This window comes from Thermoactinomyces vulgaris, assembly GCF_005886755.1.
GTDB lineage: Bacteria > Bacillota > Bacilli > Thermoactinomycetales > Thermoactinomycetaceae > Thermoactinomyces > Thermoactinomyces vulgaris.
Window position 1 is genome coordinate 1,908,719 of record NZ_CP039710.1, and the last position, 24,958, is coordinate 1,933,676.

Genomic DNA, 24,958 nt, shown 5'->3' on the forward strand with positions numbered 1-24,958 from the left:
CCCGAAACGGGATGATTCCGAAAAACCGGACACTTGTCAAAGGTCGGTGTCCGGTTTCCGGACAGCAGGATGGTTCCCCCGGGACCGTTCGTTCAAAACGCATTCGGCAGTTGGTATTTTTTTAATTTTTCGTATAAGACGGAGCGGCTGATTCCCAACAAACGGGCCGCTTTCACTTTATTGCCTCCCGTCTCCAAAAGCGCCTGGCAAATTGCATTTTTTTCTGCTTGTTTCAGCAAACCATCCTCCTTTTGGCATGCGGTTTTTTTCAGGTCCCGCAGGGGAGAGGGGAGATCCTGCCACCGGATGCAACCGTGCCCGGCAAAAATCATCGCCCGTTCCAAAGTGTTTTTTAATTCACGGACATTGCCGGGCCAATGATAATTCAACAAAATTTGTTCTGCTTCGGGATCGATTCCGGTGATGGCGGTCATCAGCTTTTGATTCAGTTCTTTGACAAAGTGCCGGCACAACGGCAAAATATCCTGCTTCCGTTTCCTTAGCGGCGGGATGTGTAGTGCAATGACGTTCAACCGGTAAAAAAGATCCTCCCGGAACGTTCCCTTTCGGATCATCTCTTCCAGGCTTTGATTGGTCGCGGCGATGATCCGTACATCGGTTTCAATCCGTCTGGTGCCGCCGACCCGGTAAAATGATTTTTCCTCCAGCACCCGAAGCAGTTTGGCTTGCAGTTTCAAGGACATGTCGCCAATTTCATCCAAAAACAACGTTCCGCCATCCGCCAATTCCAATTTTCCGGGCTTTCCTTTCTTTCCGGCTCCGGTAAATGCCCCCTCATCGTATCCGAAAAATTCCGCTTCCATTAAATGTTCGGGAACGGCTGCACAGTTGACGGTGACAAACGGTCCGTTTCTGCGCGGACTGTCACCATGAATGGCATGGGCCACCAGCTCTTTCCCGGTTCCGCTTTCCCCGCGGATCAGGATGGTTGAATCCCCGGCGGCCGCTTTTCGGGCACACCGCTTTAACCGCTTCACTTCCGGATCGCTTCCAATCACCTGTTTCCAAGTAAAAAGGGACGGATTGGCCTGCCACTTTCTTCCGGTTTCCGCGTTTTGCCCCTCGTCCAGCTGTTCCAACCGCTTTTTGATTTGATTCCAATGCCGGTATATCACTTTCCCGGCCACCCCCGCCACCTTCCCGCTTTCAAAAACCGGGTAACAGTGAACCAGATACCGGATGCCGTTGGCTTCCAACCATCCGGACACCTCCTCCTTTCCCGTTTTCATCGTGTTTGTCAGCTTCAATCCGGGAAGCATTTGGCCGATCGGTTTTCCCAGCCATTCTTCCCCGGAACAAGCCATGAGTTCGAGCAGGCTTTGGTTGGCAAAAACCATTTTCTCCTCTTCATTCACCAAAAACCAGCCGTCACTTCCTTGTTCCAGGATCCTCTCCATCATCCGGCACCAGGAAAACGCCCTCCTGAGAAGGTCCGACCGGGAAAGCGAACCGGTGACTTGTCCTTCCCGGTTCAACACAAAAACCGTTTCCACCTGACTGTGAACCATTTTTTCCAAGATTTCTTCCCAAGCGGGATTGTAAACAGCAAACGAATCATCCTGCGGAAAATGATCTTGGATCGGGGCATGAAGCGGCAGCTTTCGCAAAACCATTTGAAGCAAATGGTCCCGGGTGACGGCGCCCAGGAAGGTTCCGCGGGGATCCACCACGGGGATGGCCTCTGATGGGGAACAGAGCAATTTTTCGGCAGCATCCAACACGCTATCCTCCGGATAAAGAAAAACATCCACCTTCTTTAAGATTTCCTGCAGTCGAATCATACTCTCCTCCCGGTAAATTCAGAAAATACTAATTTCATTTTAACAAAAAACCGCTCCCGGCTGTGAAATCGGCTGATCTGCTTCATAAAATGAATTTTGTCCGGATCACAGAAAATAAAATCATAGTAAATCGATGAGAAATTATGAAAATAACAATTGACCCGGATCAAGATTTGTAATACATTAATTTCAAAAGAATATAATGAAACGAACAATTCTTTCAAAAACGGCTTGTTTCACCCATTTCCATGCCTTTGCCGAATAGTCGACAAATTCACTCAAGATTGTCAAGAATTCTTTGGCTTGTTTTCAGCTGCAAAGGGGATTGAACAATGAAAGTTTCAACCCGTGGCGAATACGCCTTGCGCACCCTCATTCTTCTCGCACAGCATCCCGCGGTCATCCCCGGTGCCGAAATTTCCGAAAAAACCCGGGTGCCTCTCAATTATCTGGAACAGATCCTGCTTCAGCTGAAAAACCTTGGTTATGTCCAAAGCAAGCGGGGAGTCCGGGGCGGTTATTTTTTGCATAAACCGCCCGAGCAAATCATCATTGGAGAAGTGATCCGGCAGCTGGAAGGGCCGTTGGCCCCCATGGGATGTGTCAGCGTGACCGCTTATGATCCCTGTCCACTGGAGGAAGGTTGTTTGTTGAAACCTTTATGGGCCTTCATCCGGGACACCGTTGCCCGGTGTTTGGAACAGACCACTTTAAAAGACTTGCTGGAAGGTCAAATTCCGAATGTCAAAGGGGCGTGAAAACCAAGATGAGACCGTCTGCTGTTTCGGATGAACAAATGCTGCGCATTCAAAAATCATTGGAAGGGCTCGAATACGGGACCGTCGTCATCACAGTCCATGATTCCAACATTGTGCAGATCGACCGCACGGAAAAACACCGTTTCTCGTTGAAAAAATCCCGTCCCTCCCCGGACCGGGCAAATCACAACCAAAAAAGCGTTTAACAGCCGACCAGAAAACTGGAGGCCCCACACCCTGTTTGGACTCAGGGATGTCGGGGCTTTTTTTCATTTTTTAAGCAAGAGGTGAAACGTTTCATGCGTCTGCGATTGATTCCTGTTGCTCTACTCATCACATTACTCTTTCTGACCGCCGGTTGCCGTCCCGGTGAAGCAAATAAAAACGAAATCCGGATCGGTTATCAAAAATTCGGGGTTTTAAGCATCTTGAAAGCCCGCGGATCCTTGGAAAAACGCTTCGAATCCCAAGGGGTCCGGGTAAAGTGGGTCCAATTCCCGGCCGGACCCCAACTTCTGGAAGCCCTTCATGCCGGAAGCATTGACATCGGGGAGACGGGAAACACCCCTCCCATCTTTGCCCAAGCGGCGGGCACCCCGCTGGTGTATATCGGAGCCGGAAAGCCGCGGCCCGAGGCTGAAGCGATTGTCGTCCATCATGACTCACCCATTCATGACATCGGGCAATTGAAAGGGAAGAAAATCGCTTTGAACAAGGGATCCAATGTTCACTATCTGTTGCTTAAAGTATTGGAAAAAGCCGGGCTTTCGTATTCGGATATCCAGCCGGTCTATTTGCCGCCAGCGGATGCCAAAGCGGCTTTTATCAGAAAAAGCGTGGATGCATGGGTCATTTGGGATCCTTATTTTGCCGATGCCCAGACGGATTTGAATGTCCGGATCCTCACGGACGCAAAGGGATACACATCCAACCGCTCCTACTATTTCTCGTCCAAAGACTTTGCACAAGAGAATCCGGACAAGATCCAAATCCTTTTGGATGAATTGCAAAAATCAGCCGAATGGTTTAACCAAAACCCCGATCAAACCGCCAAATTGCTCGCCGAACAAATCGGGATGGACTTGAAGCCGGTCGATATCGCCATCCGGCGGGCGAAATACGGGATTGAACCCGTCAGCCCGGACATTGTTCAGGACCAGCAACAAATTGCCCGGGCTTTCCATGAAACCGGCCTGATCCCCCAATCCGTCCAAGTCCGCGATGTGATTTGGTCACCTAAATAAAATGGAAGGATGAGATTGATGAAACTGTTTTGGTTTCTCCCGACCCATGGAGACGGACGTTATTTGGGAACATCGATCGGAGGGCGCGCCACCGAGTATCCTTATTTGCTCCAAGTGGCTCAAGCCGTGGATCATCTCGGATTCAGCGGGGTGCTCGTCCCCACCGGACGATCCTGTGAGGATGCATGGATTGTGGCGTCCTCTCTGCTTTCGGTCACCAAACGGATGAAATTTTTGGTCGCGGTTCGTCCGGGCATCATTTCCCCTTCAGCTTCTGCGCGCATGGCCGCCACTTTTGACCGTTTGTCCAACGGACGGTTGCTCTTAAATGTCGTCACCGGGGGGGATCCGGTGGAACTGGCCGGGGACGGCATTCATCTCGACCATGACACCCGCTATGAATTGACCGACGAATTTTTAACGGTCTTTCGCCGGATCATGCAAGGGGAAAAAGTGGATTTTCACGGGCGCCATCTCCATATCAAAGGCGGAAGCCTGCTGTTTCCCCCGGTTCAAAATCCGCATCCGCCTTTGTATTTCGGCGGCTCCTCTGCTGCGGGAATGCAAGTGGCCGCAAAACACGCGGATGTTTATCTCACATGGGGAGAACCCCCGTCCCAAGTTGCTTCCAAAATTGAGCAAGTCCGCAAGCTTGCCGCTCAACAAGGAAGAACCGTAACGTTTGGCATTCGCTTGCATGTCATCATCCGCGAAACCGAAAAAGAGGCGTGGAAAGCGGCCGAAGAAATGATCCGCCATTTGGATGAAAAGACCATCCGCAATGCCCAACGTATTTTTTCCCGCTTTGATTCCGTCGGCCAACAACGCATGACCCGGCTTCATCATGGCAAAAAATCCAATTTGGAAATCAGCCCCAATTTGTGGGCCGGAATCGGACTGGTCCGGGGCGGCGCCGGCACAGCGCTGGTCGGGGACCCGCAAACGGTTGCCAAGAGGATCCGGGAATACGCCGATTTGGGAATCGAAACCTTTATTTTGTCCGGCTACCCCCATCTGGAAGAGGCCTACCGGGTTGCGGAATGGCTGTTCCCGGAACTGTCCCTTCCGGCCGGTTCTCTTTACTCCCGGCCGCACGCCGTGAGCCCGTTCGGGGAAATTGTGGCCAATCATCATCTTCCGCAAAAGAAAGGAGAGGTGAAATGAACACCAAAACCATCAGGCCTCATGCACGCAAATTTCACTTTCTCCTGTCTTGGCTGGTTCCGGCCCTGCTGATTGTGCTCTGGCAACTATTCAGCAGCATCGGCTGGATTTCCGACCGGACCTTGCCGGCACCCCTCACGGTGATTGAAGCGGCTGTCCGCTTAACCCGGTCCGGGGAATTGCTGCAGCACATTGCCGACAGCACGGTCCGCGCTCTTTTGGGATTGGGTATCGGCGGCGGAATCGGGCTGCTGCTGGGATTTTTAAACGGAATCTCCCGGGTGGCTGAAAAGCTTCTGGATTCCACGGTGCAAATGTTGCGCAACATTCCTCATCTCGCTTTGATTCCGCTTGCCATCATGTGGTTTGGCATCGGGGAAGAATCCAAATTATTTCTGGTTGCCCTCGGGGTCTTCTTCCCCGTCTATTTAAACACGTTTCACGGCATCCGCCACATTGATCCCGGATTGATTGAAGTGGGCAAAATCTATCAACTCACCCCCGGGTATTTTTTCTGGCACATTCTTTTGCCCAATGCGTTGCCTTCCATCCTCATCGGGCTCCGCTATGCCCTGGGAATCATGTGGCTGACCCTGATCGTGGCCGAAACCATCTCCTTTGATTCCGGCATCGGCTACATGGCCATGAATGCCCGGGAATTTATGCAAATGGATGTCGTGGTGTTAAGCATTCTGCTCTATGCTCTGCTCGGAAAAGCGGCAGACCTTTTGGCGAAAATGTTGGAGAACCGTTGCCTGAAGTGGCGGGAAACCCAATAACCATATGCAATCGCAGGAGGTGTTTCACCTGAACCGTCAACCTTTCGGAACCCGGCTCAACTTGAAAGACTTGCAAAAACAATACGACGGCCGTTTGATTCTGGATCACATCAACCTTCAAATCACCCCGGGAGAATTCATCGCCGTGGTTGGCCGCTCCGGCACCGGAAAAAGCACATTGCTCCGATTGATTGCCGGAATCGAAAAAACCAGCGGGGGAAAAATCATTCAAGACGGAGAATTCCTGACCGGAATCAATTCAGCGGCCCGCATGATGTTTCAGGAATCCCGCCTGTTGCCTTGGAAAAAAGTTTTCCAAAATGTTGCCCTCGGCATCCGGGACAAGCGCCATCGAAAAGAAAAAACCGAATTGATGTTGGAAAAAGTGGGACTCGATCAGTATAAAGATGAATGGCCCCGTATTCTCTCCGGGGGACAACGGCAACGGGTGGCGCTGGCCCGTGCCCTGGTCAGCCGCCCCCGCCTTTTGTTGTTGGATGAACCCTTGGGCGCTTTGGATGCTTTCACCCGGATCGAAATGCAAAAATTGATTGAAGAACTGTGGCAAGAACAAAAATTTACTGCTCTGTTGGTGACGCACGACGTCGAAGAAGCGGTGACTCTGGCAGACCGGGTCATCTTGCTGAAAGACGGCAAAGTCGCAACGGACATTCCGGTGACTCTTCCCAGACCCCGCCAAAGGGACGATGCGCGTTTCTCTTCCCTGACGGGCCGTATCCTGAAGGAAGTCATGGACACTGCCCAACCCTGCCGGAACGAATCATCCGCATCTTCCCACTCCCCTGTGAATCCCGCAAACAAGCTTCCCGAGCCTTCGCGCTTATAATAAATATGCCAGACACAGCGTCTGGCATATTTTATTTGCCAATCATTTACTTTTATTAACAATAAAAATAAAATTAGATTATCATTTTCATAAAGATTTTCTTTTAACAATATGTTATGATGCTAAAGGGTTTTTTGAGAATCCCTTCATAAAATGACCTGAAAGAAAGGAGGATCAACATGTCTCAACAAGAACAAGCCATATCCGCCAAGAAAATCCCTGAAACCAAAAAAGAGCATTCCATAGATTTTTCTTTACCGATTTGGAAGACGATGATCCCGTTTTTGATCCCGTTAATTTTTAGCAATGCATTGCAATCTTTAGGCGGAACGGTCAGCTCCGTTCTGATCGGAAAACAGTTGGGCGAAAATGCTCTGGCAGCCGCCAGTACGGTATTTCCGCTGACCTTCTTTTTGATCTCCTTTGTGATTGGCCTGGGAAGTGCCAGCTCCGTGCTCATCGGGCAAGCTTTCGGAAGCGGGAACACGGAGAAAATGAAAGAAACTGTCGGCACTTCACTCACTTTTAGTTTTATTTTGGGAGTCATATCTTTAATCATTGGTTGGTTATTTTCGGACCAATTGCTCTCCCTCATGGGAATCTCGGAGGAGATTAAAAACGATTCTTCCAAATTCATGCATGTTCTTTTTCTCGGATTGCCCTTTTTGTTTCCTTATGTGATTTACACCACCTTGTTGCGGGGAACCGGCGATTCGAAAACGCCCTTTTATTTTTTGATCGTCAGCACATCCCTGACCATTTTGCTCACCCCCCTGTTTTTGTTCGGATGGGGCGTTCCGCAGATGGGGTTGGAAGGAGCGGCGCTGGCTCAAATCATCGCCAGCCTGGTGACGTTTATCCTGTTGATCCTTTATTTGTTCAAAGTGCGACACCCGCTTGCCTTGGACAGAGATACATTGAAAATGCTGAAATTGAACCCGCAAATTTTGCGATTGATGGTAAAAATCGGGTTGCCGACCAGTATCCAAATGGTTGTCATCTCCGTTTCGGAATTGGCCATTGTCACGTTTGTCAACCATTTCGGGGCAAAAGCCACGGCTGCCTACGGAGTCATTAACCAAGTCATCAACTATGTGCACATTCCGTCCATGAGCTTGTCGATCGCCGTGGGAATCTTCGGCGCCCAACTCATCGGGGCCAATCTTCAAGAAAAACTGACGGAATTAATCAAAACCACCGTATGGTTGAACTATGTGGTCGGCGGCTTTTTGACCATTCTCATCTATGTGTTCAGCCGCCCGATCCTGTCCATGTTCTTGACGGACCCGTCCACCATTGACATCACGCAAAAATCTCTGTTCTTCACCTTGTGGGCGTTCACCGTGCTCGGCCATGCGGTGATTTTATCCGGATTGATGCGCTCCAGCGGCACCGTTTTCTGGCCCACCACCATCATTATCGCAACCATCATTTTGGTGGAAATTCCATGTGCGTTTGTCTTCTCCCGGCTGTTTGGCTTATACGGGGTCTGGATGGCTTATCCCGTTTCCTATTTCGCCACACTCCTCGGACAATACATCTACTACCGGAAGTATTGGAAAGGGAAAAGACATCAACAATTCTTCGAACAGCCGGAACCGGCCAACGGATGACTTCTGCCAAAGAAGAGCCCGTGAATTCAAGATTCACGGGCTCTTTGTTTTTATTTCATTTCGCTTTTAAAACGCGGGAACAAAATGTTGTTTTCCAAATGAATGTGCTGGAACAAATCCGCTTCCAACCTCTCAAGCATGTGAAAGGTCAGTGCATATGTCCGGCACGCCCCTTCCGGCAGTGTGTACCCATTGGTAACCTCTCATTTTCTTGAGGAGCTCCCCGGCCTCACTGTACTCCGATTCCAAAACAAACATGTGATCACCGTGCCGAAGGACATTTCCGAAAAGGCCAAACGGGCCATTGAAAGAATGGTTTCCATCGGATAAACCATAAGCTGTTTTCAAGAACATCCGTGAAGCGGAAGCCGCCCGGTAAAGACAGCCCCTTTTCCAGGCTGATTTCCGGCAAACAGATCCCCTTGGTGGGCATGAAGGATCCGTTTTGCAATCGTCAGTCCCAAGCCGGTTCCCCCGGTTTTGGGATTTCTTGATTTTTCCGCCCGGTAGAAGGGCTCAAAGACATGGGGCAAATCCTGCTCCGGAATCCCCGGTCCGGTATCGGCAACCGCAAAAACGACTTGATTTCCTTCCTTGCGCCATTGCACGCAGATTTCGCCCCCGGAAGGCGTGTAATAAAACGCATTGTCCATCAGATTGAGCACGGCCCGTTCCAGTAAGTGTTTGTCCCCCCGCACCAAACATTTTTCCGTTTGCCGCTGCACGCAAATCTCAATGTTTTTGGTTTGTGCGACCAGCCGGAATTGATCCACGATTTCTTCCATCCAATCTCCAAAATCAAACGTCTCGCTCCGAACCGCGGACGACGGTTCCTGAAATTCCGTCTTTGCATAAGCAAACAGATCGGATATCAACCGCTCCAGCTGTTCGGCTTTTTGCCTGCACACATGGATATACCTTTCCATTTTCTCCGGGGACCGGACCAACCCTTGCTCCATCCTCCATAAACTGCCCCGCAAAACAAACAGCGGCGTGCGCAGGTCATGGGCGATGGAGGAGATAAAAAAGCGGCGTTCCTCTTCCAATTTTGCCTGTCGGTTCAGCGACTCCCGGAGGCTGTCCCCCATCTTCTCAAATGCCGTCCGGACCTCGGCCACTTCCGTCAACCGGGAGGCAGGCAGCCGGAAATCCAAATTCCCTTTTGCAATTTGTTTGGCAGCTGCACTCATGCCCGAAAGGGGCTTCAGCACATATTTCCCCATCAGCCATCCAATGAGAAAAATCGTGGCAATGACCCCAAAAACAGCGGATAAAACCGCAAATACCTGCTGGTGGTTGTTCAAATACAGATGAACCACTCCCCGGACTTCTCCGTTTTCGATCACGGTCATTTGCCGGCTGTTCCATGGGTTGGGATGCGGACGGCCCGTTTGAAAGATTTTTTGGCCGGACGGATCGGTGATGAAAACGGGAATCCCGGAAGATGCATACTGTTTTTGGAAGGCTTGTTGCCACCCGGGATCTTTCCACTCATCCGCATGCTGCGTGATGTCCCGCATCATTTGGTCAGCCAAAGCCCTTTTGGACTCGGTTTGATGTGCCACGACCGGCTCAAGCACATAGTCCGTGAGGATGTAAAACAATCTCGGCAACAGCACCATGGCCAACAAACCGGCAAAAAGAAACTGGCGGATTCGCAATGTTTTCATGGCTCATGCCCCTTCAAAACGGTACCCGACTCCCCAAACATTGACAATCCATTTGGGATGATTGGGATCTTCTTCGATTTTTTCACGGATTCGGCTGATATGCACAACCACCGTATGTTTGTCCCCCACCCCGTCCCAAAATTTCTCAAGCAATTGATCGTAGGTGAACACTTGGCGGGGATGTTCGGCAAACAAGAGGAGAATGTCAAACTCTTTCGGCGTCAGGGAAACGGGTTTGCCATTTACGAAAACCTCATGCGCCCGGACATCCAAGCGGAGCGGGCCATACCGGAGAACCGCTTTTTGCGGGGAAGCTTGTTTCCGGTAACGGCGAAGAACCGCTTTGACCCGGGCCACCACTTCCACCGGCGTGGCTGACTTGACAATGTAATCGTCCCCGCCAATTCCGAGCCCCCTGATTTTATCCATGTCTCCGTTGCGGGCGCTTAAAAACAAAATGGGAACATCATTGTTTCTCCGGATTTCGCGGCACAGTTCAAAGCCGTCCTGCCCGGGCATCATCACATCCAAAAGGATGCAATCCACCGGCACCTGATTCAACAGTTTAAGCGCTTGTCCCGCATCGAAAGCCTTTTCCACCCGATAACCCTCATCTTCCAGAAAATCCTGCATCAATTCCACGATTTCTTTATCATCATCCACTACCAATATGGTCTCTTTCCTGTCCATGGCGAACCTCCATGCATCCAAAAATCAACTTCATCTTAACACAGCCACTCTGCCCGTTTGAAAAGACAAGCAATTCCTGATGGATTCGTGACCGGTCTGTGACTTTTTCACAAATTTATTTGTGATGAAAAAAATGTATCTTATACCCGTGCAAGGTAGTTTATCTGACCATTTCAATCAGAGAGGTGATCTTATGTTTTTAACCGTACACCCGGCAACCCATGCTCCCTTTTTTCCTTTTTTCATTTTTCCCATTGCATTCTTCTGCCTGCTGATCGCGGCGATTTTGATCTTCCGGTTCATGAACCGCCGTTCCGGTTGCCGCTCTCATTCCACCGGCATCCATCTGGAAGCCGAAGAAATTTTAAAACTCCGCTTGATCAATCATGAAATCAGCGAAGAAGAATACCTGAAAATGAAAGAACTGCTGAGGAAATAACCGACCGGCCGGCAGAACAAAAAAGGAGTCAGGAAACTTGCCCTGACTCCTTTTCTCATCAGAGAAACCATGCTACCGGTTCCCCGGTTCAAACGGAATTTCATTTTCAATGCCCCGTTTCATCTCTTCAATGGCTTTTTGTGATGATTCATCAAAGACAATGTCCCCGTCACCGGAGGCTGAAACCTCTTCCTTGACGGTCAAGGGAACATCCCCGGCATTGGGAACAAGGGTGTACCAATCGTGAACCGAATCGTAAACTGTGGCAAACAGGTAGATTTTCCCGGGGATCAACATCCGGTCCCCGTCAATAGTAAAGAAATCCCCGTTCTCATCATATCCGGCTTGTTGGTTCACCGTTACTTGGCCCACCGCTTTTCCTTTGAGGGTTTCGATCACTTGCACGTCAAACCGGGTTTCAGGAATGGCGCCCGTTGGGTTGCTCCCGGATTTTTCAACCACCTTGCCGATGAAAATATCGCTGGTAAACCCGGAAAGCTTTCGCGGGTCATCGATATCCGTCACATAAGAAGCGGCCGCATTGATCACTTCGGGCTCCTGTTTGGAAAAATGTTGATACGCGACGATCACACCGGTGAAAAGAAACAGCAGTGACGCCGCCACGAAGACATAGCGCTTTTTCATCTTAGTCCCTCCATTTGGCATAATAATCTTGCCGGTCATGGTGAGTCGGTGTGTTATAGGGGTTACAGGTGGAACATTTATACATTAAGATTTTCCGGTAGCTGTATTCTTCATGATCCCCCAAACCCAGAGCATGCCCCATTTCATGGGCGGCCACGCGGGCTTGAACGGGTGTCGTATACTTGTCCATGTAATAGATATTCAAATGAATGGTATCCGCTCCGGATTTCGGCGTGTACAGCCCGTCCCAGCTTGCCGTGGAGTAATTGGCATCATAAAAGATCAAATCCGGTGAGCTTGCCGGATAAATGGATATCGTCGTCAGCTGGTTCCAGGCATAATCCGCATGGTCGACCGCCTTCAGATACCGGGAAGAATTTTTATATCGAATCGCTCCATTTTTCACCGAATCCGAGTCAATGTAATGAGCTGCATATCCGCTCGGAAACAAGCCGAAAAACACCGCCAAAGCCAGAAGCAAAAGAAAGGTGATTTTTTTCAATCCATGAACCTCCTGCTTGTCCATCGATGATCTAATGTGATTTTATCATAAAAATATTCTAAATATAAATAAAAATATATCCACCTTCAATGATGTGTTCCTTTTCCTGTTCAAAATCCGGCTGTTTCCGGCTCATGGTTCATTTTTCTTCCCATAGCTCCATTTCATGATCTTCCGCAAACGCTCCCCATTTTCCTTTAAACAGTCCGTCCACCAATAAACATCGTCTTGACTCCGACGGCTCTTCATGTATCATACATGTATTCCAATCAAATCTTGGCAGAAAGGGAGAACAAGGATGTCCGATCACACCAACCCTAGAAGAATCCTTTTGGATTTGGCCGTGACGTTGGATGGTTTTATTGAAGGGAAAAATGGAGAAATTGATTGGTGCATCATGGAACCGGATATGGACTTCATTTCCTTCCTGAATCAAATCGACACGATTCTGTTTGGCAGAAAAAGTTATGAAATCTGGGAACAATACCGCCCGCACGCCGAAGCACCGGAGATGGAAAAAGAAATTTGGCAACAGATTCAACGCAAAAAGAAAGTTGTCTTCTCCCGGACACGGACGAAAACCGGCCCGCAAGCAACGTTCATCCATGGCCCTCTTTATAAAGAAGTCATGAAAATCAAAAACCAGCCCGGCAAAGACATTTGGCTGTATGGCGGCGCCGATCTCATCGCCTCGTTCATCGATTTGGGGCTGGTGGATGAATTCCGGTTGTCCGTTCACCCTGTTGTTTTGGGAGAAGGAAAACCGTTATTTACCGATTTGAAAAAGCGGCTGAATTTAAAACTGGTGCAAACCCGGACGTTTTCTTCCGGTGTGGTGCAACTGATCTATCATCCAAAAGACAAATAAAAACCATACGCTTAAAAGCGTATGGTTTGGATTGGGTTTTGTCATTTTTCCGCGTGAATGGTGATATGCCCGAACGTTTCGGTTTGGTTAAACAATTTAATCATAAAAGAGAGCCTTTCTTTGGCCTCCCCGGACTTCGCCGCATTTTGCAAAATCTCAATGGTTCGGTCCCACCCCTCGTCATACAGGAGACCATCCAGGGTTAACAGGGTCATCTCCCCTTCTTTGAATTCCACCTTGGAAAAGGGGGTTTGGGCATAGATGCCCTCCCATTTTTTCCGGTCCAATGGTCTGACGATCAAATTCAATGCATGATGCAACAGCTTGACAACAACCGGGTTGTCCGGCAAGGGAACATCCATGATATGTTTCACCATTTTCAACATTTCTTCGGTCGGCTGCCGTTTGATCAACAAATCGTGGGTTCCCAGTTTGCCGCCTTTTTTCAAAACCCGGTAATACTCATTCAAAGCTTTGATTTTATCCTGATCAGGCAGCATTGTCAGCATGGCCTCATTGATCACACCATCAAACGTTTCATCCGCAAACGGCAAATCTCTGGCATCGGCCCTTTGCAGGGTGATTAAATGCTCCACCCCCGCCTGTTTGATATTCTTTTCCGCCTTTTTCAAACTGTCTTGATGAAGGTCCACGCACACAATGCGGCAACCGTATGTTTTGGCCAGATGCACCGCCGTGGTTCCCATGTTTCCCGCAACTTCCAAAAGACAGGAATGTTCATCCGGTTGCAGATGATCGATGATTTTCTGTGTTCCCCTTCTTCCCCCGGGCCGGAGAACCGTTTTTCCCAGACTTGCCAGAAACAGATGCCCGGGCAGTTTTGCTGTTGGTGCCGGCATTTTTTCACCTCGTTTTATTTCCTGAACCTTGATCAGGAGGTGTCCTTTGCCTTTATCTTAATTAAATGGATTGTGCCCTTCCGTTAAATCCATCACACTTGTCTTCCCGGGATTCCTCCGTCCGGGTTGACCCGAAGACCCGCTTTCTCTATGATGGGGAAAAAGAAAAACTCCCGCTTGGGATGGGGTGATCTTATGTGCGGACGCTTTTCGCTGGCCATGGATTTCAACCTTTTACAAGAAAAATTCGGGTTCACGTTTCCCGATGAGTGGAACCCGCGATACAACATTGCTCCCAGCCAACCCGTCCTCACAGTGACCCGACAGGGAAACCGCCGTGTCGGACAACCCATGCGATGGGGGCTGGTTCCCTTTTGGGCCAAGGATCCCAAAATCGGCTACAAAATGATCAATGCCCGCGCGGAAACCTTGGACGAAAGGCCTGCTTACAAGCATCCTTTCCGCAAACAACGCTGCTTGATCCCGGCGGACGGCTTTTATGAATGGAAAAGAAGCGGAAAAACCAAACAGCCTTACCGGTTTCAAATCAAGGGCGGGGAACCGTTTGCTTTTGCCGGGCTGTGGGACCAATGGAAACAAGGAACAGACTTTTTGTATACCTGCACCATTATCACCACCCGGCCCAATGCCCTCGTCAAAGAGGTGCACAACCGGATGCCAGTCATCCTGAGGGAAGACGACTATGAAACCTGGCTGGATCCGGAAATGAACAACCCCGTTGTTTTGCAGTCACTGCTTGAACCTTATCCGGAAGAACAAATGGAATCCTATCCCGTGTCACAACGGGTCAACTCCCCCAAAAACGATGATCCGTCCCTCATCGAACCGGCTGTTCAGGGATAAGCCCCAGCAAACATAAAAAACCAGGGATGGTTTCCCTGGTTTTCGTTCGCTTTGCAAGCAAACATTAATCTTTCTCTTCTTTGTCGTTGCTGAATGCATAACCGGCTCCGCCCAAGCCGGCGCCAATGGCAACCCCGATCGCCATCCAAAGCCCCAGGTTATCCATGGCCAACCCAATGCCGACGCCGATGGCAACGCCAATCGCCATGCCGAAACCCATTGACTTTCCCATTTTGTTCTCTTGGTCCTTTTGATCTTTGGTCATGTTGTTACCTCCAATGGAAAATATACCAAACCATCATACCGCTATGTATATACCCGAAAAATAAGAACTTGAACCATATAAGCATCCATACCCTTAATCATCCCATTCATCCACCCATCCGCAAACCCAATTCCACGCATGGATGCGTTCATAAGCAACCAACAGGTCAAATGGAAGCGTTTCTCCTTTTTCATAAGCTTCGGCCTGTTGGTGGTAAATTTGCAAATGCCGCTCCAGCATTTGTACAATCTCTTCCACCGGGCGCAAACGGGCTTTCCTGATAAAGGCTTCCAGGGAATCTCCCGGCATCGGCAACACATCCTGCATCACGGTGCCGTCACACCGGTCGAACGGCGGTTCCAGGGATTCAACCAAATCGAGGCTCCATAACAACGCAAGCAAACCTTCGATACGCCACGTCAAAAGATGCGATTGCAGGGCTTGTTGCTTCCACCGGATTTCTTCCGGGGAGAGACCGGAAACCGGAATCCGGAAAATCTCTTTCTCCTGCTGGCTCAAATGTTCCCACAATCCCTCTTCGTGTGCCCATTTCACCACCTCTTCCGGCGCAGGATGAAAAATCACGCCCTGCAACAAATGGAGCGCCAAAGACCGCCTGGCCACATCCTCCGCCGGACGCACGCTCACTTCCCTTCTCTTCGGCTCAACCGGAAAACCGAAGATCATCACCACACGCTCCCCGCCGGGATCCATCACGACTTGTTTCTGCATCTCCGCCATCGGCCAACACCTCTTATGTTCTAAAAATTCACCTGTGCCATTTTAACCAAAAACATTTTATTTTCTATTGATTTCATTATCCTTGAATAACAAAGACATATCAATTAATACATCATCCTCACCATGGCGGAAATACATCAATCGATAGAAACCCAAGAAAACAGCCCGCTCCTGTCAACCAAAGCGGGTTTCTTTAAACAAGACAAAAAATAATACAGCAAATATCTCATTGAATCCTTTTTACGCTATCAAATTCAATAATTCTTCTCTTTGGATCTTCTTGTCACTGTCCGGCGGATAATTTTTAAGCAGGTATTCCTTTAATCGCTCAGCCCATTCTTCTTGGTAGCCGTTTACTTTTCTTATTTCTTCCATAAACACCTCATCAATAAATTCGTCGTGTGCAATATTAACGGTTTGAGGACATTGATTTAACTCACCATCATAAACATAGGCTTGTCTTGTGGCGCAAGCTGCTGCATACAATACACAGTCAAACACTTGCTTTACTTGGGGATCACCTGATACCGGCATCTCACAGTCGATTTCTTCAATATAGAGAACAAATAACCCTTGATCTTCATCGTCTTCTAACTGGTCATACAATTCGTCACCACGATACTTCTTTCCCTCCACCCATTCCCAGCACATATTCATCGTTTCTCTGATTTGAGAATACCATCGGCAATTGACCAATTTATCAATTACTCTCTCTGTCAATGTTAATACGAATGCCACTTTTGCATCGTCATTTACATGATTGTACCAACGCATTCGTTAACCCTCCGTATCCATCAATGATAATATTTATACCATTTCTCCATCCTGTTTACTTCCAATTCAGAGCCATGCTGATCATCAATGATCAAGCCATATCACTGAGGACGGGAACCCTGCCATGGTGGAACAAGGATATATCAAAACCCAAGAAAACAGCCCGCTCCTTCAACCGGAGCGGGTTCTTTTCATCAGGCCGGAAACGGTGCCCCCATGACCCATTGAATCCTTTTTACGCTATCAAATTCAATAATTCTTCTCTTTGAATTTTCTTGTCACTGCCTGGCGGATAATTTTTAAGCAGGTATTCCTTTAATCGCTCAGCCCATTCTTCTTGGTAGCCGTTTACTTTTCTTATTTCTTCCATAAACCGGTGATCAATCATCTCATCATTTATACTTTCAATCGGTTGAGGAAGTTCATTTTCCATCTTATCAAATTTAAACCCTGACCATATCGTGTAACATACTGCATCAAAAACACACCAAAAAGCTGACTCTGCCTGTAAATCTCCCTGAAAAGGATCTGTTTCTATTATCCCGATAACAAATAACCCTTCATCTTCATCATCCACTTCCATATAAAGATCACATCCACTCACCTTTTTTTCCTCGACCCACATCCAACACAGATCCATCGTCTCTTTCACAATCTGATACCAATCATTATAAGGAGTTAAGTTATTCAATATTTTTTCTGACAGTGCTAAATAATAAGCCGCTTTCGCATCCATTTTTACTTTCTTATACCACTTCATCCCTGTTGCCTCCTCAAATGCAGATCAGCAAACCGGATTTGCCATCAACTTTTCTGCGGTCAATTGAGCTTTTTGTTTTTTATGACAGATATCATGCTTTCTCGATGAACCACCTTGTGATTCACCATTAAAAACTGAAGGAGTTTCTCTGAGATCTCTTTATACCGGGCTCCGATGGAATGAAATTGCTCAATAAAATACAAAATGAAATCTTCGTCAACTTCTTCTATAGGTGCCGGAAGATATTTTTCACCGCGCTCCTGATAAGCTTTCCAAGTCGTATATGAAATCGCACTGACCACACAAATCCAAACCCTCTGCTTTACAGCATCTTTTTCTAACTGCATCAAGATAAAAAGCCCGGTTTCATCAATGTTATCCAAAAATTCATAGAGACAATCTCCTGAAATCCTTTTGGTCTCCACCCAATCCCAACATGCTTTTAAAGCTTCCGAAGCTTTTTCATACCCGTCAGAACCAGACAGCTTTTGGATAATTGTTTCTGATAAGGTCAGTAAATAAGCGACTTGAGCATCAGAACGCAATTGAGTTACTTTGGTGAACATACCGGGTTGCTCCTTCATCTGAACCATTTCCCATTTTCTTTATGTAAATTTTTTCCGAATCCTGAGTATTTCATATTCTTCCGTTCCCTTCCCATCTCAATGTATCGTCAAGTTTCCCCTTCAATAAAGACCTCGCCATATTATTTATAGTGGGGAAAAATCTTTTAAAAGCCGCATTCATCTTTAACAACATTGATATAATAATTTTCTTTGGCATCCAGCTTTCGTAAAAAGTCTTCAAGGGATTCCGCAATGATCACCCCTGCATAGTCAATCGGATGGATTCCTTCTCTAGTCTCTTGACTCAAATCAAAAAAATCAAGTCATCATTACCCAAGAAAAAAAACGGGAACAAATGTGGATCCTCTGCAATTTCCCCAACCAAAAAGTAATCTTCCCAAATATCTTCACCCAAGATCAAATCTGCGATGGAATGGGGACCCATAATCAGGTTATCAAAAGTCTTCTGATGAAAGCACATAAAGCCATATCCAATCTGCGAGTAAAATTCCCGTAACTCTTTTGGAAACGTTCGATTCAGTCTTTTTTCTGCTTCTTCAACTTCACTTCTATCAAGAGGATAAAATTTATGTTTATACTCTGGTGGTGCTTGAACCTTTTCGGATGGAAGGGCATATTTTTTCAAAAAAGAGAAGTCACACATTGTTCTGATCACCTTTCAAGATATGAGATCAATCATAATTTCACCGCATCATTTAGTTATGGCCCATAAAAACATGGTATCCCTGTTGCCATCTTTTACAAAACCATGGTCCGCTCCTGTCTCACCGGAAACGGACATCCAAAGAACTTTTTATGAAATTATGTTCAACAACTCTTCTCTTTTGATCTTCTTGTCACTGCCTGACGGATAATGTTTCAGCAGGTATTCCTTTAAACGATCAGCCCATTCTTCTTGATATCCGACTGTTTTTACTATTTTTTCCATAAACTCATCTATCGTCCTGTCACTTTCACCTTCAAGAGATTGCGGCAGATATTCTTTTTCATATTGATAGGCTTGCCAGCACGTATAACACACTGCATCCAATACACATGCCCAGACTAATTTAACTTGGGGACTATATACTTTATCGCTCTCATATGCCACCCCTTCAATAAAAATCAATCCTTCCTCATCTTCGTTCTCCACATTCTCATAAAGATCATCACCATGATTCTTCTTCTCTTCCACCCATTCCCAACAAGCATCCATCGAAGTCCTCACTATTGCGTACCAATCATAATTTTCTATTGGATCAAGAACTCTCTCAGTCATTGTTAATAAAAATGCCGCTTTCGCATCCATATTTACTTTTTTATACCATTCCATCTCTTATCACCTCCGATTCATGGGGGTTGTCACATGGAGGGAAACATTATTCAAGAACCTATTCGTCATCAACGTATAAATAATAATTTTCTTTGGCATCCAGCTTTCGTAAAAAGTCTTCAAGGGATTCCGCAATGATCACCCCTGCACAGTCAATCGGATGGATTCCTTCTCTAGTCTCTTGACTCAAATCAAAAAAAAATCAAGTCATCATTACCCAAGAAAAAAACGGGAACAAATGTGGATCCTCTGCAATTTCCTCAACCAAAAAGTAATCTTCCCAAATATCTTCACCCAAGATCAAATCTGCGATGGAATGGGGACCCATAATCAGGTTATCAAAAGTCTTCTGATGAAAGCACATAAAGCCATATCCCATCCGCAAGTAAAATTCCCGTAACTCTTTTGGAAATGTTCGATTCAGTTTTTTTTCTGCTTCTTCAACTTCACTTCTATCAAGAGGATAAAATTTATGTTTATACTCTGGTGGTGCTTGAACCTTTTCGGATGGAAGGACATATTTTTTCAAAAAAGAGAAATCACACATTGTTCTGATCACCTTTCAAAATATGAGATCAATCATGATTTCACCGCATCATTTAGTTATGGCCCATAAAAACATGGTATCCCTGTTGCCATCTTTTACAAAACCATGGTCCGCTCCTGTCTCACAGGAAACGGACATCCAAACAACTTTTTATGAAATTATGTTCAACAACTCTTCTCTTTTGATCTTCTTGTCACTGCCTGACGGATAATGTTTCAGCAGGTATTCCTTTAAACGCTCAGCCCATTCTTCTTGATATCCATCTACTTTTGCTATCTCTTTTGTAAATTCATCAATTATTTCATCATCAACGGTTTCAATTGGTTGTGGAACAGCTATCGCATTTTCATATTCATAAGCCTGCCAAATCGTATATTCCATCGCATAATTAAAACATAACCAAATCACCTCTTGCTGAGGATCTTCTGCAAACTCATAATACATGGCGACTCCCTGAGCTTCATCATTTACAAAAACTTCATAAATATCATCGGCATGATGCTTTTTTTCTTCCACCCATCCCCAGCACATGCTGATTGCCTTTCTTACATCTTTTTTCCCTTCAGCTACCTGATTAATGATTTTTTCAGTTAAACAGAGTAAATATGCCACTCCAGCCTCACTATTAATATTCATATACCATTGCATAAATCTTCCTCCAAGTAATTCCTCAAAAATCCCGCGCTCCATAAATAACGGAATAGAATTAATCCTCAACCTCTTATAAGTAAATCGTACATAATAATCTTGTTCGGCATCTAACTTTCTTAAAAACTCTTCCAATGAATTTGCAACCTTCAGACCTGTATAATCTACGGAGTGATTTCTGTTATCTGTTTCCAGACTCAAATCCAAGGAAATCATGATATCATCGCCAACCTCAAAAAAAGGAAATAAGTGTGATTCCTCTGCGAATTCATCTGACAGATAATAATCTTCATAGACATTTATACCCAAAAGCAGATCCGCCACGGAACCCGGATCCATAATCCGATTGATGGACATCCGATCTTTGATTGTCCACATAAAGCCGTAACCAATCTGCAAATAAAATTCCCTTAACTCTTTTGGGAACATTCAATTGAGTCTTTTTTCCGCTTCTTCCACTTCACTTATATCAAGAGGATAAAATTTATGTTTATACTCTGGTGGTGCTTGAACCTTTTCGGATGGAAGGACATATTTTTTCAAAAAAGAAAAGTCGCTCATTGCTCTGATCACCTTTCAAGATATGAGATCAATGATTTCACCGCATCATTAGATAACCCATTGAAACATGTTACCCCTGCTGCCATCTTTTACAAAACCAAAGCCCGCTCCTGTTTCAACGGAAACGGACTTCCAAACAACTTTTTATGTAATCAAGTTCAACAACTCTTCTCTTTGGATCTTCTTGTCACTGCCTGACGGATAATGTTTCAGCAGGTATTCCTTTAAACGCTCAGCCCACTCTTCTTGGTAGCTGTTTACTTTTTTTATTTCTTCCATAAATTCATTTGGCGTATTTTCATCATTGACCGGTTCAATAGGTTGCGGAACTTCATTTTGCTCACCAGCAAGGATATATGCTTGTTTTATGGTGTATGATACGGCATCCAGAACACACCAAAAAGCTGACTCTGCTTGAGAATTTCCTGAAAACGGATCTGTTAAAGTCGTGACAACAAACAATCCCTCGTCTTCATCGTCTATCTCCAAATACATGTCGAGTCCACTTAACTTTTTTTCCTCGATCCATTTCCAACACAAATCCATGGACTTTCTTATTGCCGGAAACCAATCAAATTTAGTTAATTTATCTAAAACTTTCTCAGATAAAGCTAAAAAATAAGCCGCTCTCGCATCCATATTTACCTTTTTGTACCACTCCACACTCTATTGCCTCCCAAGTTCGTTACATTGTTCCATAATATCGGCCGCAAAATCGGAATCAACTTTTCAGCATTTGATATTCTATCGTTCAATCAGGTGCCACTATATTTTTTATAATGGGGGAAAATCTTTCAAAAACCCGATTTATCATCAACAACATTGATATAATAATTTTCTTTAGCATCTAACTTACGTAAAAAATCTTCAAGGGATTCCGCAATGATCACCCTTCCATAGTCAGCCGGATGAATTCCTTCTCTTGTCTCTTGACTCAAATCGAAAAAAATCAAGTCATCATTACCCAAGAAAAAAAACGGGAATAAATGCGGTTCTCCGATCTCTTCCATCAGATCATAATCTTCCCAAATGTCTTCACCCAAGATCAAATCTGCAAGGGAATCGGAATCCATGATACGGTTATCAAAAGTCTTCTGATGAATACACATAAAGCCATATCCAATTTGCAAATAAAATTCCCTTAACTCTTTTGGAAACGTTCGATTGAGTCTATGTTCCGCTTCTTCCACTTCACATATATCCAGAGGATAAAATACATGTTTATACTCTGGTGGTGCTTGAACGTTTACGGATGGAAGGACATATTTTTTCAAAAAAGAAAAGTCGCTCATTGCTCTGATCACCTCCAAAAAATGAAATCGAATCATTCAATGATAACCTATGGAAACACGTTACTTTTCTTTCACCTTTAACAAAAACAAAACCCGCACCTTTTGACCGGGCGGGCTTTCAAAGAAATCCATGAAACCGATTTTTACGCAATCAAGCTCAACAATTCTTCTCTTTGGATCTTCTTGTCACTGCCTGCCGGGTGGTTTTTTATCAGGTATTGTTTTAACCGCTCAGCCCATTTTTCTTGGTAATCATGAATCTGGCAAATTTTTCTCATAAATTCGCCGTCTGTAAATTCATCATTTACAACTTCAATTGCTTGCGGAACATAGCCTTTCTCTTCATACTTACAGGCTTGCCAAACCGTGTAGGCCACTGCATCGATTACACAGAAAAACGCAAGTTCATCTTCATCGTCATCTAAACCAGCATCGACTTCATTTATGTGAATTGAAAATAACCCTGTTTCTGATTCTTCATCATCAAGCCTTTCATAAAGATCATGTCCACTCCATCCTTTTTCCTCAATCCAATCCCAACACATGTTCATGGTTTCTTTTACATGAGGAAACCATTCATAATGACTGATTTTATCCAATACTTTTTCTGTTAAAGATAAATAAAAAGCCGCCTTTGCATCTTCACTAACATGATCATACCATTTCATAACGACCCCTCGATCCAATCCGGATGATATTCAAAGGATTATGAATATATATACCATCCCCAGGATAATCCATCTTTTGTTGTAAAGAAATATCTCATAGTCCTCTTTTGTCTTTCTTTCATTGCTGATGATACAATCATCAAGAGATATTTTTAAACGACGTTTACTGACATCCCACTTTAACAGAGTGAGAAATTTTGAATAAAACGATTCGTGAGGTTCGTTTTTCTGTTTGGTTTGAAGAAGATGATTTTTTAGATCTCCAAAGTCAATCGTATCAGGACTTGGTTGGGTTCCATGAGAAATAATTGCAATTTGTCGGAAATCGGAAGGGAGTTGAATCCCAAAATTTTTTTCTATCTGATCAATTGATTGCTTATCAGCAGGCACCTTGCTTTTCTGCATTTCATAATGTGCATCTCTAAGCTTTCAAATTTGGATCAGAGGTTCTGCAGAAATCTGAATAGCAAGCTGTTTACACTGTTTTGTTAAAATAACTGTTTGACCTTTCTTTGTCCCTTTTTTCAGTTCGGATTTCCCGTGCAATTTTTTCTTACTTATTTCTCTCTTCCTGCCTTTTGATATTTTCCAGAAAACGATGCATTGCTTGTTTGCTCTTTAAGATGACAACCGTTTTGCCAGCACCGGATTTTTGAAAAGCTTCTAATCGCTCCATCATTTTTCTCCGGCGGGAATCATAAGTGGTAAATACATACTTTATGAAATCCTTATTCCATCTTTCCGGACACCCTTCTCCCATACGCCGCGCTTTCCCCATGTTCACCAAAAAGCGCCTGATCACACGCAACAGGCACAGATATCGGGGCAGTTCCAAATAGATTATTGTATCCGCATGTTCTGCCCGGATCTCAAACGTACGACTGTAATTCCCTTCCACAATCCATTGGCATTGGTTCACAATTTCTTGCTGAGCTGCGACGAACTCCTCCGGGGAAGACTCCACCCAGCCCGGTTTTCAATAGAAAGCATCCAAATGATAAACACGGATCTTTAAGATTTGCCCTAATTTCCGCGCAAACGTCGATTTCCCAACTCCGGATGAAACCCCGATCACCATAATGCGGTTCACCACATGCCACCCCCTTTTCCCGTTTCCGGCCACAGAACCGGCCATTCCGGTTCAAGACCACACTTTGCAAGATACACGACAGCGCCACTTCCCTCCGCTTTGATCGTCGAAAAACCTCTCTAACAAAAATGATTCGCTCTTTTCGGCGCTTCTTTTCGTTTTTTATGTGCATAAAAGGTTACAAAACGCACATTTTGTAAAGATGATTCGGCAAACAACGCTGTTTTACGCACAGACCATCTGAATCCGGCTGACAACAGCCAGGCTTTGCTTTGCATGCACACAAAAAAATAACAGCCTGAAAAGGCAGTTATACCAGCACCGCACCGCGTTTTTTCCGTATGGATTCGTGAAACTCCGCCAATTGGCGGCAGCTTTCGGTTGGCACCCGTATTCTCTCTCCATCCAACCGTATGTACATTCCATCTTCTTTCGCTTCTTCATACGGATATTTGTCCAGCAACCAGAGTGCATTGATTTCGAAGTCTTCTATATCAGTGACAAAGCTGCATCCGCAATAAATCAACCCGATTTTCCGTCCTCTCATCCACCGATATTCTTCAATGTTTCCTTTTCTCTCTTCTTCCATCATCCGTACGTAAAAATCCACGGCTTTCGGCGGGAAACCCAAAATCGTCCCCAAAATCCGGTCGGCTTCTTTCGCGGATAGCGTTCCGCTGCGTTTCACTTCTGCGTGGAATAAAGATTAGATCAGCTCGTTTTGAAAGAACAAGTAAAAAGGTCAAATCATAATCTTTATCCCCGACCATACGGGTAATTGTCCAGCAAATACTCCATGTGTCCCGTTTTCCATCTTTCAAGGGGAATTTCCAAGAAGGCCGGTTTGTACCCTTATAAGAACGCATCCACCGCACGCAAGTTCATCGCTCCCCCGCTTACAATTGTGCGGGTATTTTATTCGTTATAGCCGCTATGATTCCTGCATAAAAAAACGCCCGTGACGGGCG

General features: G+C 45.8%; 34 protein-coding genes and 1 pseudogene. 10 read left to right on the forward strand and 25 right to left on the reverse strand.

Annotated elements, in window-relative coordinates; genetic code table 11:
* Positions 1 to 92: 92 nt before the first annotated feature.
* Entirely contained in the window at positions 93 to 1,802 is a 1,710-nt protein-coding gene (locus FA954_RS09685) for a sigma-54-dependent Fis family transcriptional regulator (protein ID WP_062842942.1), read from the reverse strand.
* A gap of 332 nt (positions 1,803 to 2,134) precedes the next feature.
* Between FA954_RS09685 and FA954_RS09690 the strand changes: the two genes are divergently transcribed.
* The 7 genes from FA954_RS09690 (at position 2,135) to FA954_RS09720 (ending at position 8,207) form a co-directional block, all read left to right on the forward strand.
* Positions 2,135 to 2,560 (forward strand): RrF2 family transcriptional regulator, encoded by a 426-nt coding sequence (locus FA954_RS09690; protein ID WP_037993578.1) that lies wholly within the window; start codon positions 2,135 to 2,137, stop codon positions 2,558 to 2,560.
* An 8-nt stretch (positions 2,561 to 2,568) separates the two neighbouring features.
* Positions 2,569 to 2,766, forward strand: coding sequence for a YezD family protein (locus FA954_RS09695; protein ID WP_037993776.1), 198 nt, complete (start codon positions 2,569 to 2,571; stop codon positions 2,764 to 2,766).
* Between the two features lie 93 nt (positions 2,767 to 2,859).
* A complete protein-coding gene (locus tag FA954_RS09700) occupies positions 2,860 to 3,804 on the forward strand; it encodes a sulfonate ABC transporter substrate-binding protein (protein WP_049719883.1) in 945 nt (314 codons plus the stop codon).
* Positions 3,805 to 3,822: 18 nt separating this feature from the next.
* Positions 3,823 to 4,968, forward strand: coding sequence for an FMNH2-dependent alkanesulfonate monooxygenase (gene ssuD, locus FA954_RS09705; protein ID WP_138615048.1), 1,146 nt, complete (start codon positions 3,823 to 3,825; stop codon positions 4,966 to 4,968).
* Positions 4,965 to 5,747 (forward strand): ABC transporter permease subunit, encoded by a 783-nt coding sequence (locus tag FA954_RS09710; RefSeq protein WP_049719881.1) that lies wholly within the window; start codon positions 4,965 to 4,967, stop codon positions 5,745 to 5,747. Before ssuD ends, FA954_RS09710 begins: the two co-directional genes overlap by 4 nt.
* A gap of 4 nt (positions 5,748 to 5,751) precedes the next feature.
* A complete protein-coding gene (locus FA954_RS09715) occupies positions 5,752 to 6,594 on the forward strand; it encodes an ATP-binding cassette domain-containing protein (protein WP_082240571.1) in 843 nt (280 codons plus the stop codon).
* 179 nt (positions 6,595 to 6,773) lie between these two features.
* On the forward strand, positions 6,774 to 8,207 hold the full coding sequence (locus tag FA954_RS09720) for an MATE family efflux transporter (protein WP_138615049.1): 1,434 nt from the start codon (positions 6,774 to 6,776) through the stop codon (positions 8,205 to 8,207).
* A gap of 50 nt (positions 8,208 to 8,257) precedes the next feature.
* Here the strand turns inward: FA954_RS09720 and FA954_RS09725 are convergent.
* The 3 genes and pseudogenes from FA954_RS09725 to FA954_RS09735 all read right to left on the reverse strand — a co-directional run.
* Positions 8,258 to 8,459, reverse strand: a pseudogene (locus tag FA954_RS09725) (hemerythrin domain-containing protein); the annotation flags it as partial.
* Between the two features lie 92 nt (positions 8,460 to 8,551).
* The gene (locus FA954_RS09730; RefSeq protein WP_037993584.1) at positions 8,552 to 9,877 is read right to left on the reverse strand and encodes a sensor histidine kinase; all 1,326 of its coding nucleotides are present in this window, start codon (positions 9,875 to 9,877) and stop codon (positions 8,552 to 8,554) included.
* A gap of 3 nt (positions 9,878 to 9,880) precedes the next feature.
* Complete coding sequence (locus FA954_RS09735; RefSeq protein WP_062842938.1) at positions 9,881 to 10,567, reverse strand: response regulator transcription factor; 687 nt, start codon at positions 10,565 to 10,567, stop codon at positions 9,881 to 9,883.
* A gap of 193 nt (positions 10,568 to 10,760) precedes the next feature.
* Here FA954_RS09735 and FA954_RS09740 point away from each other — a divergent pair, with 193 nt between their 5' ends.
* Positions 10,761 to 11,006, forward strand: coding sequence for an SHOCT domain-containing protein (locus FA954_RS09740; protein ID WP_037993588.1), 246 nt, complete (start codon positions 10,761 to 10,763; stop codon positions 11,004 to 11,006).
* 72 nt (positions 11,007 to 11,078) lie between these two features.
* Here FA954_RS09740 and FA954_RS09745 read toward each other — a convergent pair whose 3' ends face one another.
* Both FA954_RS09745 and FA954_RS09750 read right to left on the reverse strand, forming a co-directional pair.
* Positions 11,079 to 11,651, reverse strand: a complete 573-nt coding sequence (locus FA954_RS09745) for a hypothetical protein (RefSeq protein WP_037993590.1) — start codon at positions 11,649 to 11,651, stop codon at positions 11,079 to 11,081.
* Position 11,652: 1 nt separating this feature from the next.
* Positions 11,653 to 12,153, reverse strand: a complete 501-nt coding sequence (locus tag FA954_RS09750; protein WP_062842937.1) for a snapalysin family zinc-dependent metalloprotease — start codon at positions 12,151 to 12,153, stop codon at positions 11,653 to 11,655.
* 298 nt (positions 12,154 to 12,451) lie between these two features.
* Here FA954_RS09750 and FA954_RS09755 point away from each other — a divergent pair, with 298 nt between their 5' ends.
* On the forward strand, positions 12,452 to 13,021 hold the full coding sequence (locus tag FA954_RS09755) for a dihydrofolate reductase family protein (protein WP_037993593.1): 570 nt from the start codon (positions 12,452 to 12,454) through the stop codon (positions 13,019 to 13,021).
* A gap of 41 nt (positions 13,022 to 13,062) precedes the next feature.
* On the opposite strand, the gene FA954_RS09760 is transcribed toward FA954_RS09755, so the two are convergent.
* Entirely contained in the window at positions 13,063 to 13,881 is an 819-nt protein-coding gene (locus FA954_RS09760) for a class I SAM-dependent methyltransferase (protein ID WP_049719879.1), read from the reverse strand.
* A gap of 195 nt (positions 13,882 to 14,076) precedes the next feature.
* On the opposite strand from FA954_RS09760, the gene FA954_RS09765 reads away from it, so the two are divergent.
* Positions 14,077 to 14,745, forward strand: a complete 669-nt coding sequence (locus tag FA954_RS09765) for an SOS response-associated peptidase (protein WP_037993594.1) — start codon at positions 14,077 to 14,079, stop codon at positions 14,743 to 14,745.
* Between the two features lie 64 nt (positions 14,746 to 14,809).
* Here the strand turns inward: FA954_RS09765 and FA954_RS09770 are convergent, their stop codons facing one another.
* The 18 genes from FA954_RS09770 to FA954_RS09840 all read right to left on the reverse strand — a co-directional run bounded on the left by FA954_RS09770 (position 14,810) and on the right by FA954_RS09840 (position 24,678).
* On the reverse strand, positions 14,810 to 15,010 hold the full coding sequence (locus FA954_RS09770; protein WP_049719877.1) for a glycine zipper domain-containing protein: 201 nt from the start codon (positions 15,008 to 15,010) through the stop codon (positions 14,810 to 14,812).
* A gap of 93 nt (positions 15,011 to 15,103) precedes the next feature.
* Complete coding sequence (locus FA954_RS09775; RefSeq protein WP_138615051.1) at positions 15,104 to 15,751, reverse strand: DUF4272 domain-containing protein; 648 nt, start codon at positions 15,749 to 15,751, stop codon at positions 15,104 to 15,106.
* Between the two features lie 240 nt (positions 15,752 to 15,991).
* Positions 15,992 to 16,525, reverse strand: coding sequence for an Imm6 family immunity protein (locus FA954_RS09780; protein ID WP_037993599.1), 534 nt, complete (start codon positions 16,523 to 16,525; stop codon positions 15,992 to 15,994).
* A 235-nt stretch (positions 16,526 to 16,760) separates the two neighbouring features.
* A complete protein-coding gene (locus FA954_RS09785) occupies positions 16,761 to 17,285 on the reverse strand; it encodes an Imm6 family immunity protein (protein WP_037993601.1) in 525 nt (174 codons plus the stop codon).
* A gap of 59 nt (positions 17,286 to 17,344) precedes the next feature.
* The gene (locus FA954_RS09790) at positions 17,345 to 17,851 is read right to left on the reverse strand and encodes an Imm6 family immunity protein (protein ID WP_037993603.1); all 507 of its coding nucleotides are present in this window, start codon (positions 17,849 to 17,851) and stop codon (positions 17,345 to 17,347) included.
* A gap of 164 nt (positions 17,852 to 18,015) precedes the next feature.
* Complete coding sequence (locus FA954_RS13715) at positions 18,016 to 18,159, reverse strand: hypothetical protein (RefSeq protein ID WP_156097703.1); 144 nt, start codon at positions 18,157 to 18,159, stop codon at positions 18,016 to 18,018.
* The gene (locus tag FA954_RS09795) at positions 18,156 to 18,515 is read right to left on the reverse strand and encodes an SMI1/KNR4 family protein (protein WP_138615052.1); all 360 of its coding nucleotides are present in this window, start codon (positions 18,513 to 18,515) and stop codon (positions 18,156 to 18,158) included. Before FA954_RS09795 ends, FA954_RS13715 begins: the two co-directional genes overlap by 4 nt.
* 150 nt (positions 18,516 to 18,665) lie before the next feature.
* A complete protein-coding gene (locus FA954_RS09800; protein WP_037993606.1) occupies positions 18,666 to 19,184 on the reverse strand; it encodes an Imm6 family immunity protein in 519 nt (172 codons plus the stop codon).
* A 58-nt stretch (positions 19,185 to 19,242) separates the two neighbouring features.
* Positions 19,243 to 19,374, reverse strand: coding sequence for a hypothetical protein (locus FA954_RS14000; RefSeq protein ID WP_255347149.1), 132 nt, complete (start codon positions 19,372 to 19,374; stop codon positions 19,243 to 19,245).
* A gap of 12 nt (positions 19,375 to 19,386) precedes the next feature.
* A complete protein-coding gene (locus FA954_RS09805; RefSeq protein WP_037993608.1) occupies positions 19,387 to 19,731 on the reverse strand; it encodes an SMI1/KNR4 family protein in 345 nt (114 codons plus the stop codon).
* Between the two features lie 150 nt (positions 19,732 to 19,881).
* Positions 19,882 to 20,778 (reverse strand): Imm6 family immunity protein, encoded by an 897-nt coding sequence (locus FA954_RS09810; RefSeq protein ID WP_175413192.1) that lies wholly within the window; start codon positions 20,776 to 20,778, stop codon positions 19,882 to 19,884.
* A gap of 30 nt (positions 20,779 to 20,808) precedes the next feature.
* Entirely contained in the window at positions 20,809 to 20,940 is a 132-nt protein-coding gene (locus tag FA954_RS14005; RefSeq protein ID WP_255347150.1) for a hypothetical protein, read from the reverse strand.
* Between the two features lie 144 nt (positions 20,941 to 21,084).
* Entirely contained in the window at positions 21,085 to 21,603 is a 519-nt protein-coding gene (locus FA954_RS09815; protein WP_037993611.1) for an Imm6 family immunity protein, read from the reverse strand.
* Between the two features lie 131 nt (positions 21,604 to 21,734).
* The gene (locus FA954_RS09820) at positions 21,735 to 22,232 is read right to left on the reverse strand and encodes an SMI1/KNR4 family protein (RefSeq protein WP_037993612.1); all 498 of its coding nucleotides are present in this window, start codon (positions 22,230 to 22,232) and stop codon (positions 21,735 to 21,737) included.
* Positions 22,233 to 22,375: 143 nt separating this feature from the next.
* Positions 22,376 to 22,900 (reverse strand): Imm6 family immunity protein, encoded by a 525-nt coding sequence (locus FA954_RS09825; RefSeq protein ID WP_037993615.1) that lies wholly within the window; start codon positions 22,898 to 22,900, stop codon positions 22,376 to 22,378.
* Positions 22,901 to 22,930: 30 nt separating this feature from the next.
* Positions 22,931 to 23,305 (reverse strand): SMI1/KNR4 family protein, encoded by a 375-nt coding sequence (locus tag FA954_RS09830; protein ID WP_037993617.1) that lies wholly within the window; start codon positions 23,303 to 23,305, stop codon positions 22,931 to 22,933.
* A 148-nt stretch (positions 23,306 to 23,453) separates the two neighbouring features.
* Entirely contained in the window at positions 23,454 to 23,576 is a 123-nt protein-coding gene (locus tag FA954_RS14060; protein ID WP_338067491.1) for a hypothetical protein, read from the reverse strand.
* A gap of 724 nt (positions 23,577 to 24,300) precedes the next feature.
* Positions 24,301 to 24,678, reverse strand: a complete 378-nt coding sequence (locus FA954_RS09840; RefSeq protein ID WP_138615053.1) for a hypothetical protein — start codon at positions 24,676 to 24,678, stop codon at positions 24,301 to 24,303.
* Between the last annotated feature and the right edge of the window lie 280 nt (positions 24,679 to 24,958).

Bases quoted from the DNA above. Each gene is read 5' to 3' on its own strand.
- FA954_RS09685 (WP_062842942.1), bottom strand. From the start codon at position 1,802: ATGATTCGACTGCAGGAAATCTTAAAGAAGGTGGATGTTTTTCTTTAT.
- FA954_RS09690 (WP_037993578.1), top strand. From the start codon at position 2,135: ATGAAAGTTTCAACCCGTGGCGAATACGCCTTGCGCACCCTCATTCTT.
- FA954_RS09695 (WP_037993776.1), top strand. From the start codon at position 2,569: ATGAGACCGTCTGCTGTTTCGGATGAACAAATGCTGCGCATTCAAAAA.
- FA954_RS09700 (WP_049719883.1), top strand. From the start codon at position 2,860: ATGCGTCTGCGATTGATTCCTGTTGCTCTACTCATCACATTACTCTTT.
- ssuD (WP_138615048.1), top strand. From the start codon at position 3,823: ATGAAACTGTTTTGGTTTCTCCCGACCCATGGAGACGGACGTTATTTG.
- FA954_RS09710 (WP_049719881.1), top strand. From the start codon at position 4,965: ATGAACACCAAAACCATCAGGCCTCATGCACGCAAATTTCACTTTCTC.
- FA954_RS09715 (WP_082240571.1), top strand. From the start codon at position 5,752: ATGCAATCGCAGGAGGTGTTTCACCTGAACCGTCAACCTTTCGGAACC.
- FA954_RS09720 (WP_138615049.1), top strand. From the start codon at position 6,774: ATGTCTCAACAAGAACAAGCCATATCCGCCAAGAAAATCCCTGAAACC.
- FA954_RS09730 (WP_037993584.1), bottom strand. From the start codon at position 9,877: ATGAAAACATTGCGAATCCGCCAGTTTCTTTTTGCCGGTTTGTTGGCC.
- FA954_RS09735 (WP_062842938.1), bottom strand. From the start codon at position 10,567: ATGGACAGGAAAGAGACCATATTGGTAGTGGATGATGATAAAGAAATC.
- FA954_RS09740 (WP_037993588.1), top strand. From the start codon at position 10,761: ATGTTTTTAACCGTACACCCGGCAACCCATGCTCCCTTTTTTCCTTTT.
- FA954_RS09745 (WP_037993590.1), bottom strand. From the start codon at position 11,651: ATGAAAAAGCGCTATGTCTTCGTGGCGGCGTCACTGCTGTTTCTTTTC.
- FA954_RS09755 (WP_037993593.1), top strand. From the start codon at position 12,452: ATGTCCGATCACACCAACCCTAGAAGAATCCTTTTGGATTTGGCCGTG.
- FA954_RS09760 (WP_049719879.1), bottom strand. From the start codon at position 13,881: ATGCCGGCACCAACAGCAAAACTGCCCGGGCATCTGTTTCTGGCAAGT.
- FA954_RS09765 (WP_037993594.1), top strand. From the start codon at position 14,077: ATGTGCGGACGCTTTTCGCTGGCCATGGATTTCAACCTTTTACAAGAA.
- FA954_RS09770 (WP_049719877.1), bottom strand. From the start codon at position 15,010: ATGACCAAAGATCAAAAGGACCAAGAGAACAAAATGGGAAAGTCAATG.
- FA954_RS09775 (WP_138615051.1), bottom strand. From the start codon at position 15,751: ATGGCGGAGATGCAGAAACAAGTCGTGATGGATCCCGGCGGGGAGCGT.
- FA954_RS09780 (WP_037993599.1), bottom strand. From the start codon at position 16,525: ATGCGTTGGTACAATCATGTAAATGACGATGCAAAAGTGGCATTCGTA.
- FA954_RS09785 (WP_037993601.1), bottom strand. From the start codon at position 17,285: ATGAAGTGGTATAAGAAAGTAAAAATGGATGCGAAAGCGGCTTATTAT.
- FA954_RS09790 (WP_037993603.1), bottom strand. From the start codon at position 17,851: ATGTTCACCAAAGTAACTCAATTGCGTTCTGATGCTCAAGTCGCTTAT.
- FA954_RS09795 (WP_138615052.1), bottom strand. From the start codon at position 18,515: ATGTGTGACTTCTCTTTTTTGAAAAAATATGCCCTTCCATCCGAAAAG.
- FA954_RS09800 (WP_037993606.1), bottom strand. From the start codon at position 19,184: ATGGAATGGTATAAAAAAGTAAATATGGATGCGAAAGCGGCATTTTTA.
- FA954_RS09805 (WP_037993608.1), bottom strand. From the start codon at position 19,731: ATGTGTGATTTCTCTTTTTTGAAAAAATATGTCCTTCCATCCGAAAAG.
- FA954_RS14005 (WP_255347150.1), bottom strand. From the start codon at position 20,940: ATGAGCGACTTTTCTTTTTTGAAAAAATATGTCCTTCCATCCGAAAAG.
- FA954_RS09820 (WP_037993612.1), bottom strand. From the start codon at position 22,232: ATGAGCGACTTTTCTTTTTTGAAAAAATATGTCCTTCCATCCGTAAAC.
- FA954_RS09825 (WP_037993615.1), bottom strand. From the start codon at position 22,900: ATGAAATGGTATGATCATGTTAGTGAAGATGCAAAGGCGGCTTTTTAT.
- FA954_RS09830 (WP_037993617.1), bottom strand. From the start codon at position 23,305: ATGCAGAAAAGCAAGGTGCCTGCTGATAAGCAATCAATTGATCAGATA.
- FA954_RS14060 (WP_338067491.1), bottom strand. From the start codon at position 23,576: ATGGAGCGATTAGAAGCTTTTCAAAAATCCGGTGCTGGCAAAACGGTT.